The 14,437-nt window shown below is 57.8% G+C and carries 14 protein-coding genes and 5 tRNA genes; 11 read left to right on the top strand and 8 right to left on the bottom strand.

From position 1 onward, the window contains the following. Positions 1-13: 13 nt before the first annotated feature. From purT to ACTG2T_RS19615, 3 genes are all read left to right on the top strand, one after another. Positions 14-1,192, top strand: a complete 1,179-nt coding sequence (gene purT, locus ACTG2T_RS19625; RefSeq protein ID WP_330124166.1) for a formate-dependent phosphoribosylglycinamide formyltransferase — start codon at positions 14-16, stop codon at positions 1,190-1,192. 126 nt (positions 1,193-1,318) lie between these two features. Next, positions 1,319-1,978, top strand: a complete 660-nt coding sequence (hxpB, locus tag ACTG2T_RS19620) for a hexitol phosphatase HxpB (RefSeq protein ID WP_330124165.1) — start codon at positions 1,319-1,321, stop codon at positions 1,976-1,978. A gap of 271 nt (positions 1,979-2,249) precedes the next feature. Further along, positions 2,250-2,453 (top strand): CPXCG motif-containing cysteine-rich protein, encoded by a 204-nt coding sequence (locus tag ACTG2T_RS19615; RefSeq protein WP_005336871.1) that lies wholly within the window; start codon positions 2,250-2,252, stop codon positions 2,451-2,453. A gap of 174 nt (positions 2,454-2,627) precedes the next feature. On the opposite strand, the gene ACTG2T_RS19610 is transcribed toward ACTG2T_RS19615, so the two are convergent. Beyond that, positions 2,628-3,245: a riboflavin synthase subunit alpha gene (locus tag ACTG2T_RS19610; RefSeq protein WP_330124362.1), complete on the bottom strand. Its 618-nt coding sequence runs from the start codon at positions 3,243-3,245 to the stop codon at positions 2,628-2,630. A gap of 103 nt (positions 3,246-3,348) precedes the next feature. Beyond that, positions 3,349-4,251 carry a DMT family transporter gene (locus ACTG2T_RS19605; RefSeq protein ID WP_330124164.1) on the bottom strand — a complete coding sequence of 301 codons (903 nt, stop codon included), beginning with the start codon at positions 4,249-4,251 and terminating at the stop codon, positions 3,349-3,351. Positions 4,252-4,381: 130 nt separating this feature from the next. Between ACTG2T_RS19605 and ACTG2T_RS19600 the strand changes: the two genes are divergently transcribed. From ACTG2T_RS19600 to ACTG2T_RS19570, 7 genes are all read left to right on the top strand, one after another. Then, on the top strand, positions 4,382-4,588 hold the full coding sequence (locus tag ACTG2T_RS19600; protein WP_005352334.1) for a YaeP family protein: 207 nt from the start codon (positions 4,382-4,384) through the stop codon (positions 4,586-4,588). A gap of 150 nt (positions 4,589-4,738) precedes the next feature. Beyond that, entirely contained in the window at positions 4,739-6,118 is a 1,380-nt protein-coding gene (locus ACTG2T_RS19595; RefSeq protein ID WP_005360967.1) for an MATE family efflux transporter, read from the top strand. A 159-nt stretch (positions 6,119-6,277) separates the two neighbouring features. Continuing rightward, positions 6,278-6,354 (top strand) — tRNA-Val (locus ACTG2T_RS19590). 13 nt (positions 6,355-6,367) lie between these two features. After that, positions 6,368-6,444: transfer RNA gene (locus tag ACTG2T_RS19585), tRNA-Val, on the top strand. Positions 6,445-6,462: 18 nt separating this feature from the next. Next, positions 6,463-6,539 (top strand) — tRNA-Val (locus ACTG2T_RS19580). A gap of 34 nt (positions 6,540-6,573) precedes the next feature. Beyond that, a tRNA-Val gene (locus ACTG2T_RS19575) sits at positions 6,574-6,650 on the top strand. A gap of 38 nt (positions 6,651-6,688) precedes the next feature. Then, positions 6,689-6,765, top strand: a tRNA-Val gene (locus ACTG2T_RS19570). 170 nt (positions 6,766-6,935) lie between these two features. Here ACTG2T_RS19570 and ACTG2T_RS19565 read toward each other — a convergent pair. The 6 genes from ACTG2T_RS19565 to fadR all read right to left on the bottom strand — a co-directional run bounded on the left by ACTG2T_RS19565 (position 6,936) and on the right by fadR (position 12,457). Next, positions 6,936-8,771 carry a sigma 54-interacting transcriptional regulator gene (locus ACTG2T_RS19565; RefSeq protein ID WP_330124640.1) on the bottom strand — a complete coding sequence of 612 codons (1,836 nt, stop codon included), beginning with the start codon at positions 8,769-8,771 and terminating at the stop codon, positions 6,936-6,938. Between the two features lie 283 nt (positions 8,772-9,054). After that, a complete protein-coding gene (locus tag ACTG2T_RS19560; RefSeq protein WP_330124639.1) occupies positions 9,055-9,519 on the bottom strand; it encodes a hypothetical protein in 465 nt (154 codons plus the stop codon). A 176-nt stretch (positions 9,520-9,695) separates the two neighbouring features. After that, complete coding sequence (locus ACTG2T_RS19555; protein WP_330124638.1) at positions 9,696-10,580, bottom strand: AEC family transporter; 885 nt, start codon at positions 10,578-10,580, stop codon at positions 9,696-9,698. A gap of 12 nt (positions 10,581-10,592) precedes the next feature. After that, complete coding sequence (locus tag ACTG2T_RS19550) at positions 10,593-11,150, bottom strand: YaeQ family protein (RefSeq protein ID WP_005352343.1); 558 nt, start codon at positions 11,148-11,150, stop codon at positions 10,593-10,595. Between the two features lie 188 nt (positions 11,151-11,338). Further along, the gene (locus ACTG2T_RS19545; RefSeq protein WP_005345965.1) at positions 11,339-11,479 is read right to left on the bottom strand and encodes a TIGR02808 family protein; all 141 of its coding nucleotides are present in this window, start codon (positions 11,477-11,479) and stop codon (positions 11,339-11,341) included. A 264-nt stretch (positions 11,480-11,743) separates the two neighbouring features. Further along, positions 11,744-12,457, bottom strand: coding sequence for a fatty acid metabolism transcriptional regulator FadR (fadR, locus tag ACTG2T_RS19540; protein WP_026034983.1), 714 nt, complete (start codon positions 12,455-12,457; stop codon positions 11,744-11,746). Between the two features lie 333 nt (positions 12,458-12,790). On the opposite strand from fadR, the gene nhaB reads away from it, so the two are divergent. Further along, a complete protein-coding gene (gene nhaB, locus ACTG2T_RS19535) occupies positions 12,791-14,371 on the top strand; it encodes a Na(+)/H(+) antiporter NhaB (RefSeq protein WP_120414355.1) in 1,581 nt (526 codons plus the stop codon). The last annotated feature ends 66 nt before the right edge of the window (positions 14,372-14,437 follow it).

The following is a 14,437-nucleotide window of genomic DNA, read 5'->3' as shown; positions in this document are numbered from 1 at the left end:
CAGGAGAGATCGTATGTTTGGAACCGCAACCCGCCCCGGCGCCACCCGTGCCCTGCTGCTGGGCTCCGGCGAACTTGGCAAGGAGGTCGCCATCGAGTTGCAACGGTTCGGGATCGAAGTGATCGCCGCCGACCGCTACCCCAATGCCCCCGCCATGCAGGTGGCCCACGCAGCCCACGTGCTGGACATGCTCGATGGCAACGCCCTGCGTGCCCTGGTTGCCGAGGTTAAACCCGACCTCATCATCCCCGAGATTGAAGCGATCGCCACCGATACCCTTGCTGCCCTTGAGCAAGAAGGGGTCAAGGTAGTGCCCAACGCCCGCGCTACCCAGCTCACCATGAACCGGGAAGGGATCCGCCGTCTCGCCGCCGAGACCCTGGGCCTGCCCACCTCCCCCTACCGCTTTGCCCAGAGCAAGGAGGAGTTTGTCGCCGCCGTCGAGACCATCGGCCTGCCCTGCGTGGTGAAACCTGTGATGAGTTCATCCGGCAAGGGACAGAGCGTGCTGCGCGATCTCGCCAAGCTGGATGAGAGCTGGACCTACGCCCAGGAAGGTGGCCGCGCCGGTCGTGGCAAGGTGATCGTCGAAGGCTTCGTCCCCTTCGAGTACGAGATCACCCTGCTCACAGTACGCGCCGTCGATGGCATTCACTTCTGCGACCCTATCGGCCACCGGCAGGAAGATGGCGACTACCGCGAATCCTGGCAGCCGCAGGTGATGAGCGAGCTGGCGCGGGCCCGATCCAAAGAGGTAGCGGCCAAGGTGGTCGAGGCGCTGGGCGGTTACGGCCTGTTCGGAGTCGAGCTCTTTATAAAAGGCGATGAAGTGTGGTTCAGCGAAGTCTCGCCGCGTCCCCACGATACCGGCATGGTGACCCTGATCTCGCAGGATCTCTCCGAGTTCGCCCTGCACGTGCGCGCCATTCTGGGGCTGCCGGTCGGCACCATCACCCAGTACGGGCCGAGTGCCTCTGCCGTGGTACTGCGCGAAGGGCACAGCCAGGATATCCGCTATCAGGGAATTGGTGAGGCATTGGCGCTGGTGCCGGGCGCCCAGCTGCGGCTGTTTGGCAAGCCGGAGATCGCAGGTCGCCGCCGTCTTGGCGTGGCGCTGGCCCGCGCAGCGGATTGCCCTGATGCGGTGGAAAAGGCCAAAGCCGTGGCCGCCAAGGTCGAAGTACTGTTCTAAGGGCTTTTTTGCCACAGCAAAACAAACGTTTGCCGATGTGATCGGGCGCAAGGGGCATGGCAATGCCCCTTTTGCATTTCCCCGTCAGGCTTATAATCCCCTCTTCAAATTTGTCAGGAGTACAAGATGTTAGCTGCCGTGATCTTCGATATGGATGGTGTTCTGATCGACTCGGAACCCTTTTGGCAACGGGCCCAGATCGCCGTGTTCTCCGAACTGGGTCACCCCCACACGGTAGAGGATTGCGAATCGACCATCGGCGTGCGCATCGATCAGCTGGTTGCCCACTGGTATCGCCTGCGCCCGTGGAGCGGCCCGAGCCAGGAAGAAGTGGTACAGCGCATTCTGGATCGGGTCAACGCCCTGATCCTCTCCGAAGGTCAGGCCAAAGCCGGTGTGCTGGAAGCACTCGACCTTATCGAGGCCCGCGGGCTGAAAGTGGGTCTGGCCACCTCCTCCCCCTTTGCGATGGTAGAAGCGGTGCTCGGCAAACTCGGCATTCGCGATCGCTTTATGGCGGTCCACTCCGCTGAAATCGAGCGTTTCGGCAAACCGCACCCGGATGTCTATATCCACGCGGCCGAGAAACTGGGGGTTGAGCCGGTGCACTGCCTAGCCATCGAAGACAGCTTCACCGGCCTGCTGGCAGCCAAGGCGGCCTCCATGACAGCGCTGATCGTGCCGGATCCTGCTTTAGTGGGTGACCCACGCTTGGCCATCGCCAACTACCAGCTCGGCTCGCTGGCCGAGCTGAATGCCGACATGTTGACCAGCTGGGTCAAGTAGCGCCTATCGGTGCCTTGTTGCGCTCGCATTCTCATATCCGCAGGGGGCTCCTGCCCCCTGTGATTGCCAAACAACCGTTAGCAATTCCCCTCTTTTCACCCGTCATTCACAACCAGATTGTTCCTCTCGCACACGACCACTCCAACCGGTTGCACCTTGCAATCGCTCAGGCTTGCTCTCTGTCATAAACGTGCGTTTGCTCGCGGTTAACCCCCTGCAGCCCGACTAGAATCAGGGTAGATAGGCGGCCCCAGGGCCCGAGGAGGTTATCATGATCGAGTACACCAGCAAGCGCATCGTCTGCCCTCACTGTGGCCACCATACCCGGGTCGAGCTGGATGCCAGCCAGGGTGATCAGGAGTTTTACGAAGATTGCATGGCCTGTTGCAATCCGATCCACCTGCGGCTTCACCGCGACGAAGCCCGCGACTGTTTGCAGTTGTTTGTGGATGCAGACGACGAGCAACTGTTTTGATTGCGAGTCACAAAAAGCCGAGCAGGTGCTGTGCCTGCAAGTCGCAAAGAGCTGAGCAGATGTTGTGACTGCGAGTCATAAAAAGTTGAGTGGATATTTTCACCATATAAATAACAAGGGCCTGCACACTGCAGGCCCTTGCTTATGAGGCGATTGAAACCGAGCCGTTTCCTTTCAGTGACCCCCGCGTGCCGCCAGCACCCGCTCCACCGTATCGACGATGGCCTGAGTCTGGGGATCGATCTCGATATTGGTCTGCCAGCCAGCCTTGACCCAACCCAGGTTGGTGCGGGCCAAGGTCTCGGGGATCAGGTGGACGCAGAACTCCCGCTCACGCACCTCGCCGATGGTCAGGCTGATGCCGTCGATGCCTATGTATCCCTTGGTCAGCACATATTTCATCAGCTCGGGGGCGAGGCGATACCACACCTGACGGTTGTTGGGTGTATCGATCACCGAGGTGACCTCTGCCATGCCGATGATATGGCCAGACATGGCATGACCGCCGATCTCGTCACCAAAGTGGGCAGCCCGCTCCACATTGACCTTGTCCCCCACCTTTAGCAGGCCGAGGTTGGTGAGACGCAGAGTCTCCTGCATCAGATCGAAGCTGACCAGATCCCCCTCAACCCGGGTGACGGTCAAGCAGCAGCCGTTGTGAGCGACCGAGGCACCGAGGGCCAGCCCTTCCCCCCACGCCGAGCTTGGCATGCGGATCACGTGGGTACGAAATGAAGCACTCTCTTCGATGGCGACCAGTTCGGCCACACCTTGCACAATTCCGGTAAACATCATCACCTCTTTGTTTCTGGTAACACGCTCTGTTTTTTATCGCGGCCTGTGGCCGCTTCTTTTACATAATCCGTTTTTTACACAATTCGTTTCGTACAAACTGTCACACCTGCTCTGCCGCCTCAGACCGCGCCAGCACACGAGCCCGGCGCTGGGAATGGATGACCACTATGCCAGCCAGCACGATGAGCAGACACCCCGCCATACTACTGAGGGTCGGCATTTCACCAAACATCAGATAGCCGCAGAGGGTAGAAAAAAAGATCTGGAAATAGAAGAAGGGCGCCAGAGTAGAGGCCTGCGCATACTGCATCGCCTTGATAAGGCAATATTGGGAGAGCAGGGTCACCACCGGTAGCGCCAGCAGATAGGGCCAGTCGGCAAGCACCGGGAAGCGCCACAGTGCAGGCTGCCAGCAGAGTGCGACCATTGCCACCATCCCCAGCATGAAGCAGGTGACGATCAGGATATCGAGGGTGGTCAAACGTGGATCCACCAGCTTGGTGATAAGGTTGTAGCCGGTGTTGGCCAGTACAATGACCAGTGGCAGCAGATAGTAGAGGTTCGCGTCGCCCCCGTCAGGATGGGTCACCACCAGCACGCCAAACAACCCCAGCAGCACGGCCGCCACCTTGGTCCGGGTCAGACGCTCCCTGAAAAAGATCACGCCCGCCACCACGAAGGCCAGCGAACCAAGCTGGCAAATGATGGTGTAGACGTTGAGCGGTACATGGGCCAGCGCAATCACCGAGACCAGCGCACAGACCAGAAACAGCAGCGAGCGCAACAATAGCCAGCGATCCACCGCCAGCAGCGCCGACATGGTGCGCCTTGGCAACAACAGCAGCAGACCGAGGAAAGGAACAAAGAAGCGAAACCAGACCATCTCCATCACGGAGTAGCCATGGAGTACCAGATATTTGTCCGCGCCATCCTTGAGCGTCAGGGCGAGAAGTGCAAACAGCGTCAGAAAGATCGCCAGTGAGTTGCGCGAAGAGAGCAGCATCAAAGAGGCCGAAACAGGAAAAGGGGGTAACCAAACTAACGGGCTTGCCGCAAATTACAACCGCGATACTGACAAAATGGGAGCAAAACCGCTATATTTGCTCGCCTTTTTACTTTCAAGGAAGCAAATCATGATGGTTTATGAGTGCTGTGAAGCGATCCGTATCGCCTATAACCAGATTGGCTCCGGCGAGCAGGGCTATGTGCCGAAGGCCATCGCCGCCACCATCCGTGCCCTCAACGCGGTCGCCGCTGATGAGCGGGTACCCGCCGAGCTGCGCGAGCAGGCCGCCTATGCGGCAGCCAACCTGCTGATCAGCGATCACGAAGACGCCTGATCCTGCCCCTTGGGGTGGCAACTATTTCGTCCTGGCTGAATTTCAGGCTAGAATGCCTCCCCCACCCTTTGCACTTTCGTCCGAAAGTGCAAAGGCTCTTCCCGATTTCCGCTCTTTTTTACTCTATATCTGATCCACTCGGAGGTGTCAGTGCAACGTTATTGGTCCGAGGCGAAGCAGCTCGTCCGTCTAGCCAGCCCCATTCTGGTCGCCCAGGTGGCCCAGGTCGCCATGAACTTCGTCGATACCGTGATGGCGGGTCAGGTGAGTGCGGTCGATCTGGCTGCCGTGTCGGTGGCGTCCAGCTTCTGGCTACCGGTGATCCTGCTGGTGCAGGGGATCATCATGGCGCTCACCCCCATCGTCTCCCAGCTCAATGGCGCCCGTAAACGGGAGGCAATCCGTCCAGCCGTTCATCAGGGCTTCTGGCTGGCACTGATCGTCACCCCGCTGGCGATGATTGCGCTCTATTACAGCCCGCTGGCGTTGCAGTTCATGGATGTGGAGCCGGTGATGGCGGCCAAGACCACTGGCTATCTGCACGCCATCCTGTGGGGCCTGCCCGCCTTCGTGCTGTTCCAGGTGCTGCGCAACTTCAGTGAGGGGCTCTCCCACACCATGCCTACCATGGTGATCGGCTTTGTCGGGCTGGCGGTCAATATTCCCGCCAACTACATCTTCATTCACGGCCACTTCGGCATGCCGAAACTGGGCGGGGTGGGCTGTGGCGTGGCTACTGCCATCGTGCTGTGGGCCATGCTGCTGGCGATGATCCTCTATGTGAAGCTCTCCCGTCACTTCACCGAGATCCGCCTCTTCTCCCAGCTGGCTCGCCCCAACGGCAGCCGGATCTGGCGCTTGTTCCGCTTGGGCTTCCCCATCGCCATGGCGATCTTCTGCGAGGTGACCCTGTTTACCGTGGTGGCACTGATGCTGGCCCCCTTCGGTGCCGAGACGGTGGCGAGTCACCAGATTGCCCTCAACTTCTCCAGCCTGGTCTTTATGCTGCCCCTCTCCATCGGGGTGGGTGTCACCATCCGGGTCGGTCACAGCATCGGCGAAGGGCAACCCCATCACGCCCGAGTGGCTGCTCGCACCGGCTTGATGCTGGGAATGGCCATTGCCGCTGCCACTGCCGCCATGACGGTGCTGCTGCGCGAGCAGATCGCCTCCATCTATACCGATGATCAACAGGTGATCGTCCTGGCGGCCATTTTGCTGTTCTTCGCCGCCATCTATCAAATCTCCGACTCGGTGCAGGTGGTCGCGGCCGCCGCACTACGCGGTTACAAGGATACCCAGGCAATCTTCTACGTCACCATCGTCGCCTACTGGGGACTGGGGCTGCCCACCGGCATGATCCTGGGTCTGACCGACTGGCTGGTGCCGCGGATGGGGCCGCAGGGCTTCTGGATCGGCTTTATCGTCGGTCTCACCAGCGCGGCCCTGATGCTGGGGGCGAGATTGCGCTACATCTATGGCCGTTTTGCCACTCCGGAAGCCTGCACTACCCTGTCGCGATCTCAGTAACAGGGCTTGGCAAGCGACAACTCGCCTGCAAAATCAACAGGCTGCGCAAGAACTGGGCAAACAGTCTCCTTTGTGCATATGGCCTGTTGACAGCCTTGGGGGGCATGGGTAGTATGCCGACCACGTCAGCAGCGCTGGCGTAGTGAAGTGATAGAAAGTGGGTTTATAGCTCAGTTGGTTAGAGCACTACCTTGACATGGTAGGGGTCGTTGGTTCGAATCCAATTAAACCCACCACTTTTTCTGTGATGCGTCCTTAGCTCAGCTGGTTAGAGCACCACCTTGACATGGTGGGGGTCGGTGGTTCGAATCCACTAGGACGCACCATTACAGAACACTGATTATGCGTCCTTAGCTCAGCTGGTTAGAGCATCACCTTGACATGGTGGGGGTCGGTGGTTCGAATCCACTAGGACGCACCATTCAGTTTAAATACTTTGCAGTTATTCCAGATGTGGGTTTATAGCTCAGTTGGTTAGAGCACTACCTTGACATGGTAGGGGTCGTTGGTTCGAATCCAATTAAACCCACCACTTCTGCATAAAGAAATAAAAGCCGCATTGCGCACCCTGCGTCCTTAGCTCAGCTGGTTAGAGCATCACCTTGACATGGTGGGGGTCGGTGGTTCGAATCCACTAGGACGCACCAGATTAAAAAAGCCTGCTCATCGAGCGGGCCTTTTGCATTCTGCCATCCAACCAATCCCCTGCCCCGCCAATCCGTTCAGCATAGTTTGTCAATGGCGCAGAGCCTTGTTCCCATAAAAAAACCCGTGCCATCCGATAAACGACACGGGCCAGATCGATGCCGCCAGCACCTCAGCTCTGCACGGCAATCTCGTACTTCTTTATCTTGCGATAGAGGGTAGCAATCCCAATCCCCAGCGCCTGTGCGGCCAGTTTCTTGTTGCCGAGCCGCTGCAGGGTCTCTTCTATCATCTGTTTCTCCATGCTCTCAAGGCCGCTCTCACCCGGGACGGATTCTGGCAGCTTCTCCGGCATGGCGGCGAGCGGAGCGGTGGCAGGCACATTGAACGCCGCATCCAGGTTGGTCACCGGGATCGACTGGGCGGTGATGCGATGGGGCTCCTGATTGCGGATGATGTTGGGGGGCAGCAGGCTGGCGTCAATCACCTCGCCCGCCTGGCTGACGTTGACCAGATATTCGATGAGGTTGCTGAGCTCGCGGACGTTGCCCGGCCAGCGATACCCCTTGAGCAGCGCCATCACCTCGGGAGCCAAACCAGGATAGACAATGCCAATGCGGCTGGTGTGCAGGTTGAGGAAGTAGTGGGTCAGCAGCTCCACGTCCCCTTCCCGCTCCCGCAGCGGCGGCAGGTTGAGGGGGATAACGTTGATGCGGTAGTAGAGATCTTCACGAAACTTCCCCTCGGCGATGTATTGATCGAGATGCTGGTGAGTGGCGGCGATGATGCGAATATCCACCGGCACCGGTCGGCTGGCCCCGATGGGGGTCACCTCCCGCAGCTCCAGCACCCGCAGCAGCTTGGCCTGCATGGTGAGCGGCATGTCACCAATCTCGTCAAGGAACAGGGTGCCCTGATGGGCCGCCTGGATCAGGCCCTGCTTGCCACCGCTGGAAGCTCCGGTAAAGGAGCCCTTCACATAGCCAAACAGCTCGCTCTCCAGCAGTTGTTCGGGAATGGCGGCACAGTTAATGGCGATGAACGGCTTATCCTGCCGCGGACTCAGGCGATGGACAGCGCGGGCCACCACCTCTTTACCGGTGCCGCTCTCGCCACAAATCAGCACGCTGGAGGGACTCTGGGCGATGCGGTGCAGCAGTCGTTTGAGGGTGCGCATCGGCTTGCTCTCGCCGATCAGCTGATCGATCCGCACATCCGGATCCGGCTCCTGAACCTGACCGGAGTGGGACTGGTGAAACGCCATCAGAAAGAGCTGCTGGCCCTGCACATGATGTAGCTGGCCGATGATCAGCTCCTGACGACCTTCAAAGGTGATGATGTGCTGAAGATGACCACTCAGCCCCTGTTGGGAGAAAGTGAGCGGGCGGATCCCCACTTCGCGCCCCTGCAGCTGTTCCTGCTGGCAACCCAGATGATGGAGCGCCGCCTCGTTGGCGTAGAGCAGTTGACTCTTGTCATCGAGCAGCAGGCAGCCCTGATCCATGTTGGTCATCAGATTGAGGAACACCTTGTTGACCCCGTCCGACAGCCCGCGCGAATCGAGCAACTTGGCCACAAAGATGGTGGATATGTGGCGCACATAGTCGCACACATCCTGCAGATTGTTGTTGAGGCGCGCCTGCTGCTCGTCGCTGAAAGCCACCAAACTGATCACCCCGATGCAGCGCTCGTCCACCATGATGGGCACCCCGAGGAAGGCGCGCTCACGGCAGCTCTCCTTGCAGGTACAGCCTTCACAGACAGGATCATCACTGGTGTGGGTAACGATCTTCTCCCGCTGGTTATCAATCACATAGCGCAGCAGGCGGGAGTCGCCCTCCAGCTGACGTCCGAAGAACTTGCCATAGGGCCCGGTGCCAGCCACCCGAACCATATCGGCATCCACAATTTCGACCTCAAGCTGCAGCACACTCGCCAGCATCTTGGCAAAGCGCAAGATGGTCGGCTGGATCTGCATCAACAGACACTGGTTGCTCACGGATCTCATCCATCATTCCTTTTTGTTCTTGTTATCCTCCCCCTAAAGGGAGTCATGCTGGCCAGATACTAAGGGATATCAGGGGGAACTACTTCGGGGGGGATCACGAAAAGGGAAAATGATCCGTATCCTCCGTGACTTCAGAGGCACAGATAAAATTCAATAAAAACATAAAGATGAAAACACATGCAGCAAGATAAATCACTTGGGCCAGACAAGCCTGCTGATCCGCAAAGTCCATCGACAGATCATGCTGAATGTGGGGAAAACAACCTCTGAAATGGCATCTGGTTCACGCACCACGTACCTGTTTCAAGACTTGGCACTCATGGTCGAAATCCGCTTTATCTTGCGGCTGAATGTAACTTTGCCAGCGGGCAAACAGCTCGGCCGTCGGATAACGATGCAGACGAATACCGGTGCGATAGAGTTTGGGAAAAAGTGGGTCTGGCTGGGATCTCACGACCAGACCGCGCAGCTTCTCGCCAGAGGGAATGGTAATCACCAGCTCATCCCCCTCTTTCAACCGTATGGCCCCAAGAATGCCGATGCCGCCGATGGCTATGTCTCGCACCACCACATAGGGCACCGGATTGAGCAACTCCAGAAACCAGTTGCGACGGCGACATTCCGCCTTGTAACCACCACCACTGAGGATAAAACGGCGGTGTCTGCGCCAGTCATAACCGGTAGGCAATGCCGGGTCATAGCGCGATTTTGCCTGTCCAACAGGATCAGATTGCTCACTTGTACTCATCCGGTTTCCCTCACTGGCATTGGTTGAACAGTGTCAGTCAGCTCTTTTTCATACTATAGCTGTCGCCGTTAGGCCAGGGGCTCAGGGGCCAGATACGGGGACGACAGATATATTACGGAGGCAATGATTGGATACGAACCGTTTCCACGAGAAGAGCCGCACCAATGCAATCTGACTTAGCCGGGCAGATGAAGTGCCAGCCAGACCGCCAGCGGGATCACCAGCACAGAGAGGGCATTGCCGCCGAGCACGATACTGGCCACCTTGTCCGGCTGACAGTGATACTGCTCGCAGAGCATGTAATTCAACACCGCAGGGGGCAAGGAAACAGACAACATCAACAGCGGGATCCACTCCGTCTTGAGCGGCAACAGCCAGATCGCCAGCAGCAGCGACAATCCCCCCGCCAGCAGATAGAGCAGGTTGCACTTGAGCGCGAGGCCAAGGTGATCGAGTTCTCCCTCCATCAGGCGAATGCCCAGCGCAAAGAGCATCAGGGGCACCGAGATCTGGCCGAGCAGCGAGGCCGTGGTCACCACATATTCCGGCAGCGTAATGTGCAAGTTGGCCACCAGCAAACCGGCCAGCGCGGACCACAGTACCGGGCTTCGCAGCCACAGCCAGCGGGAGGTATTGGCCGAGAGGATAAACATGCCGACCGAGAAGTGCAGCAGATTGGAGAGCACAAAGAGGATCACGATGGCCCCCAGTTGCTGCTCGCCAAACGCCAGCACCATCAAGGGGATACCGAGATTGCCGGTATTTCGGAACATGGCGGGCAAGATCAGCGCTGCCCGCTCAATTCCTTTGAGTTTGAGCAGCGCGAGCAGCAGACCGGGTAACAGAATAACCAGTGCCCCCGCCGCAATCAGCGGCAGATGCTCCGCCAGCGCCAGCGGATACTTGACCAGCGCGGAGAAGACCAGCGCAGGGGTAAACAGCTCGATATTGGCCCGATTGACGTAACCGAGCGCAGCCCCCGGTCGCAATCGCCCGTAGAGTGCACCGAGCCCGACCACACCGAACACCGGAATGACGATATTGAGCAAGGCGCTGAACATGGGCTGCGTCCGTTACAGTTCGCGGGCCGGTTTGCCCATCAGCACCACCGGATCCAGCGTCACTTCCAGTGCTCCGTTACTGACCCAGAGCTGACCATCGGAGATAGTGCAGGTGAGCTGCATGGTGCGCTCGACCATGGCGGTCAGCGGCAGAGTCTGGCTGTCGGAGAGTTCGATGATGCTGAGGTTGTCATGCTGGCTCAGCTTGCCCTGGTTCTGCTTCCACCAGACGGCTGTACCACGACCACCGTAGAGATAGAGCACCACCTGACGGGCGCGGTTGCAGGCTTTTTTGAGCCGTTTTTCATCGGGTTGGCCCAGCTCGATCCAGAGCTCTATTTCGTCCGAGTAGTTCTTGCACCAGAGCTCGGGTTCGTCATCGGCGCTCAATCCCTTGGTGAACTCCAGTCGTTCAGCGGCGTGCCAGGCAAAGGCCGCCAGCCGGATCATCATCCGCTCATCGGTTTCGGAGGGGTGGCGCGCCAGCGTGAGGGAGAAGTCCTGATACAGATTGCGATCCATATCAGACAAACTGATCTGGGCCTTGAATACGGTTGCCTTGAGAGCCATAGAAAACCTTGAACACCTGATAAGAGAAGGGTGAGTGAGAAATACGGGCGCCAGTGTAATCAAAATCGGCGGCAGGTTCGACCATCCTGACCAAAGATTTCCCCTTCCCTGCCGGGATAAGTGCTTTAAAAGACACAAAAAACAAATGCCAGTCCGAAGACTGGCATTTGGCGGCATGGAGAAGCGACTCACTTCTCGGCGGACTGTACCCCGAACGCATTCAGCAGCATGCAACAGGTCACTGCCACCGCCACGAATCCGCTCAGAAAGATAAAGGGCATGGCCCCATATCCCAGTACTGTCCAGATGGTGTGTTCAAGAAGACTCATTGTTGTGTCCTTCATCCGGTGAAAGGTGTGTTCCTTCTGGCGGATATTGGCTCCGCTCTTGATGCCTCCATTTGACCTCAATCAGCGGTTGGGTCCTATGCCACCAAAGTGATAAATGCAGGGTTCATTTGCGCTGGATCAAGCTTTTTGGCCAAATATCCATGCAGTTCAAGCAATTACCACCGCCAATCAAGGATAGACACAAACACGCCAGAATAAAAAACGCGCCGAATGGCGCGTTTCTTGGACAGCACAGGCAAGGGATCAGTTGTCGCACAGATCGCTTGGCATGTCCTGACGCAGGCGTGTCCACAGCTTGCCGGACTCGATACCGTACTGACGCACCGTCATGAACACGGCTTCGTGGTTCTTGGTCTCGGCCAGATTGAGCAGGGTCTTGTAGTAGGCATCTGCGGTCTCGCGAGCCTGCTTGTCGGAGAAGTAGTAGCTGCCAACCCGGCTGTACAACCCTTTGAAACCGTTCAGGATCAAAGCGTAGATCGGATTGCCGGAAGCAAACGCCAGCTGGTGGTGCAGGCGATAATCGAACTCGGCATAAGCCTGGGCGTTGTTCTCGACCCCATCGGCGCCACGCAGGATCTCGGCGGCCTGTTCCGGATTGTGACGGATCGCCCCGCGGATAAAGATGGTGCAGATGTGGGTACGGGCGGAGAGCAGCTGAGCTATCAGATCAGGTACCTTGTCCTGATCCAGACGAGCCAACGTCTCCAGAATATTGAGGCCGGAGGTTTCCCAGAAATTGTTCACCTTGGTCGGCTTGCCATGCTGTATGGTCAACCAGCCATCACGGGCCAGTCGCTGCAGCACTTCGCGCAAGGTAGTCCGCGTCACCCCGATCAACTCGGATAATTCACGCTCGGCGGGCAGAATAGATCCGGGAGGAAAGCGATTGTTCCAGATGGACTCGATGATGTATTCCTCGGCAAACCCAGCTGGGCTCTGCGCTTTTATAACCATGAATTGACTCTGTTGTAATGCGTAAAAAGGCTGACGAATGATATCAAAGCGATGATGGCTGGCAAGCATAAGGTCAGTCCTCTGCTCACATATGGCAAATATAGTGTTGGGAATATGTATCTAATCGCCGCAGGGGAGCCAGCCAACCCCGACAAGGTGGTTATAAAACAGACACATGGGCAGAGATCCATCGGCTATCATTTATAATCGTCACGCTTTTTGATTAAAATCACGAGGAATCAGACAGATAAAGGCCAACATCGGGAGGCACAGGTCGAATCATCCTTGACTGCATAGAAGCAGATCCTAACAACAAAGTTGAGACCCATTATCATGCCAATAAGCCTAGGGCAGGCATTCGCCAAGAACTTCTTGGGCAATGCACCACAGTGGTATAAAAGCGCCATCTTGCTATTTCTGGTGATCAATCCGATTGCCTTCCACCTTGATCCTTTCATTGCGGGCTGGTTACTGGTCGTTGAGTTTATCTTCACCCTGGCCATGGCCCTCAAATGCTACCCCCTGCAACCGGGTGGTCTGCTCGCGATCGAAGCCGTGTTGATCGGCATGACCTCCGCCGATCAGGTCAAGCACGAGCTGGTCGCCAATATCGAAGTGCTGCTGTTGCTGGTGTTCATGGTGGCAGGCATCTATTTCATGAAGCAGCTGCTGCTCTATGTCTTCACCAAGCTGCTGATCGGCGTACGCTCCAAGATCCTGCTCTCCCTCTCCTTCTGTCTGGTCTCCGCCTTCCTGTCAGCCTTTCTCGATGCCCTGACCGTGATTGCCGTGGTGATCAGCGTCGCCACCGGCTTTTATGCCATTTATCACAAGGTCTCGTCCGGCAAGGAGTTTGGTCACAGCCATGACCATACCGATGATAAGGAAGTCGCCGAGCTCAATCGCCAGGATCTCGACGATTTTCGGGCCTTCCTGCGCAGCCTGATGATGCATGCCGCCATCGGTACCGCGCTGGGTGGTGTCTGCACCCTGGTGGGCGAGCCGCAAAACCTCATCATCGGCGAGCAAGCCAGCTGGAACTTCGCCGAATTTGCCATTCGCATGTCACCCGTCACCGTCCCCGTCTTTATCTGCGGTCTGCTGACCTGCGTGCTGGTAGAGCAGTTCCGCTGGTTTGGCTATGGTGCACGCCTGCCGGACACGGTGCGTGCCATCATGGAGGAGTACAATCGCTACGAAGAGGCAAAACGCAGCCCGCAAGACAAGGCCAAGCTGATCGTTCAGGCGTTGATTGCGGTCTGGCTGATTGTCGGCCTGGCCATGCACCTGGCAGCCGTTGGCCTGATTGGCCTCTCGGTTATCGTGCTGGCCACCTCCCTGACCGGGATCACCGAGGAGCACTCGCTGGGTAAAGCCTTCCAGGAGGCACTCCCCTTCACCGCCCTGCTGGCGGTCTTCTTCAGCGTGGTCGCCGTCATCATCGATCAGCAGCTGTTCAAGCCGGTGATCCAGCTGGTACTGGCAGCCAAACCGGAGAACCAGCTGGCCCTCTTCTATTTGGCCAACGGGGTGCTCTCCATGGTCAGTGACAACGTCTTTGTCGGCACTGTCTACATCAATGAGGTGAAGACGGCCATGCTCAATGGTGCCATCGACCGCGCCCAGTTCGATCTGCTGGCGGTAGCCATCAACACAGGTACCAACCTGCCGTCGGTCGCCACCCCCAATGGTCAGGCCGCCTTCCTGTTTATGCTCACTTCTGCATTGGCGCCGCTGCTGCGTCTCTCCTATGGCCGCATGGTCTGGATGGCGCTGCCCTACACATTGGTGCTGGGGCTGATCGGCTTTTTCTCTGTCGAATTGCTGCTTGGCCCTGCCACCGAGTGGTTCTATCAGCACGGATGGCTGGTGATGGAGAGTACGCTGCCAGCGGTACAGCCAGCGCTGCATTAATCCATTGATATGGTTTCCGAGGGCCCTTTCAGGGCCCTTTTCTTTTCTGCCCCGCTCTGCTCTAAT

The sequence above is a fragment of the Aeromonas sp. 75A genome, from assembly GCF_051919425.1.
GTDB lineage: Bacteria > Pseudomonadota > Gammaproteobacteria > Enterobacterales > Aeromonadaceae > Aeromonas > Aeromonas veronii.
This window is presented reverse-complemented; position numbering and strand designations above follow the sequence as displayed.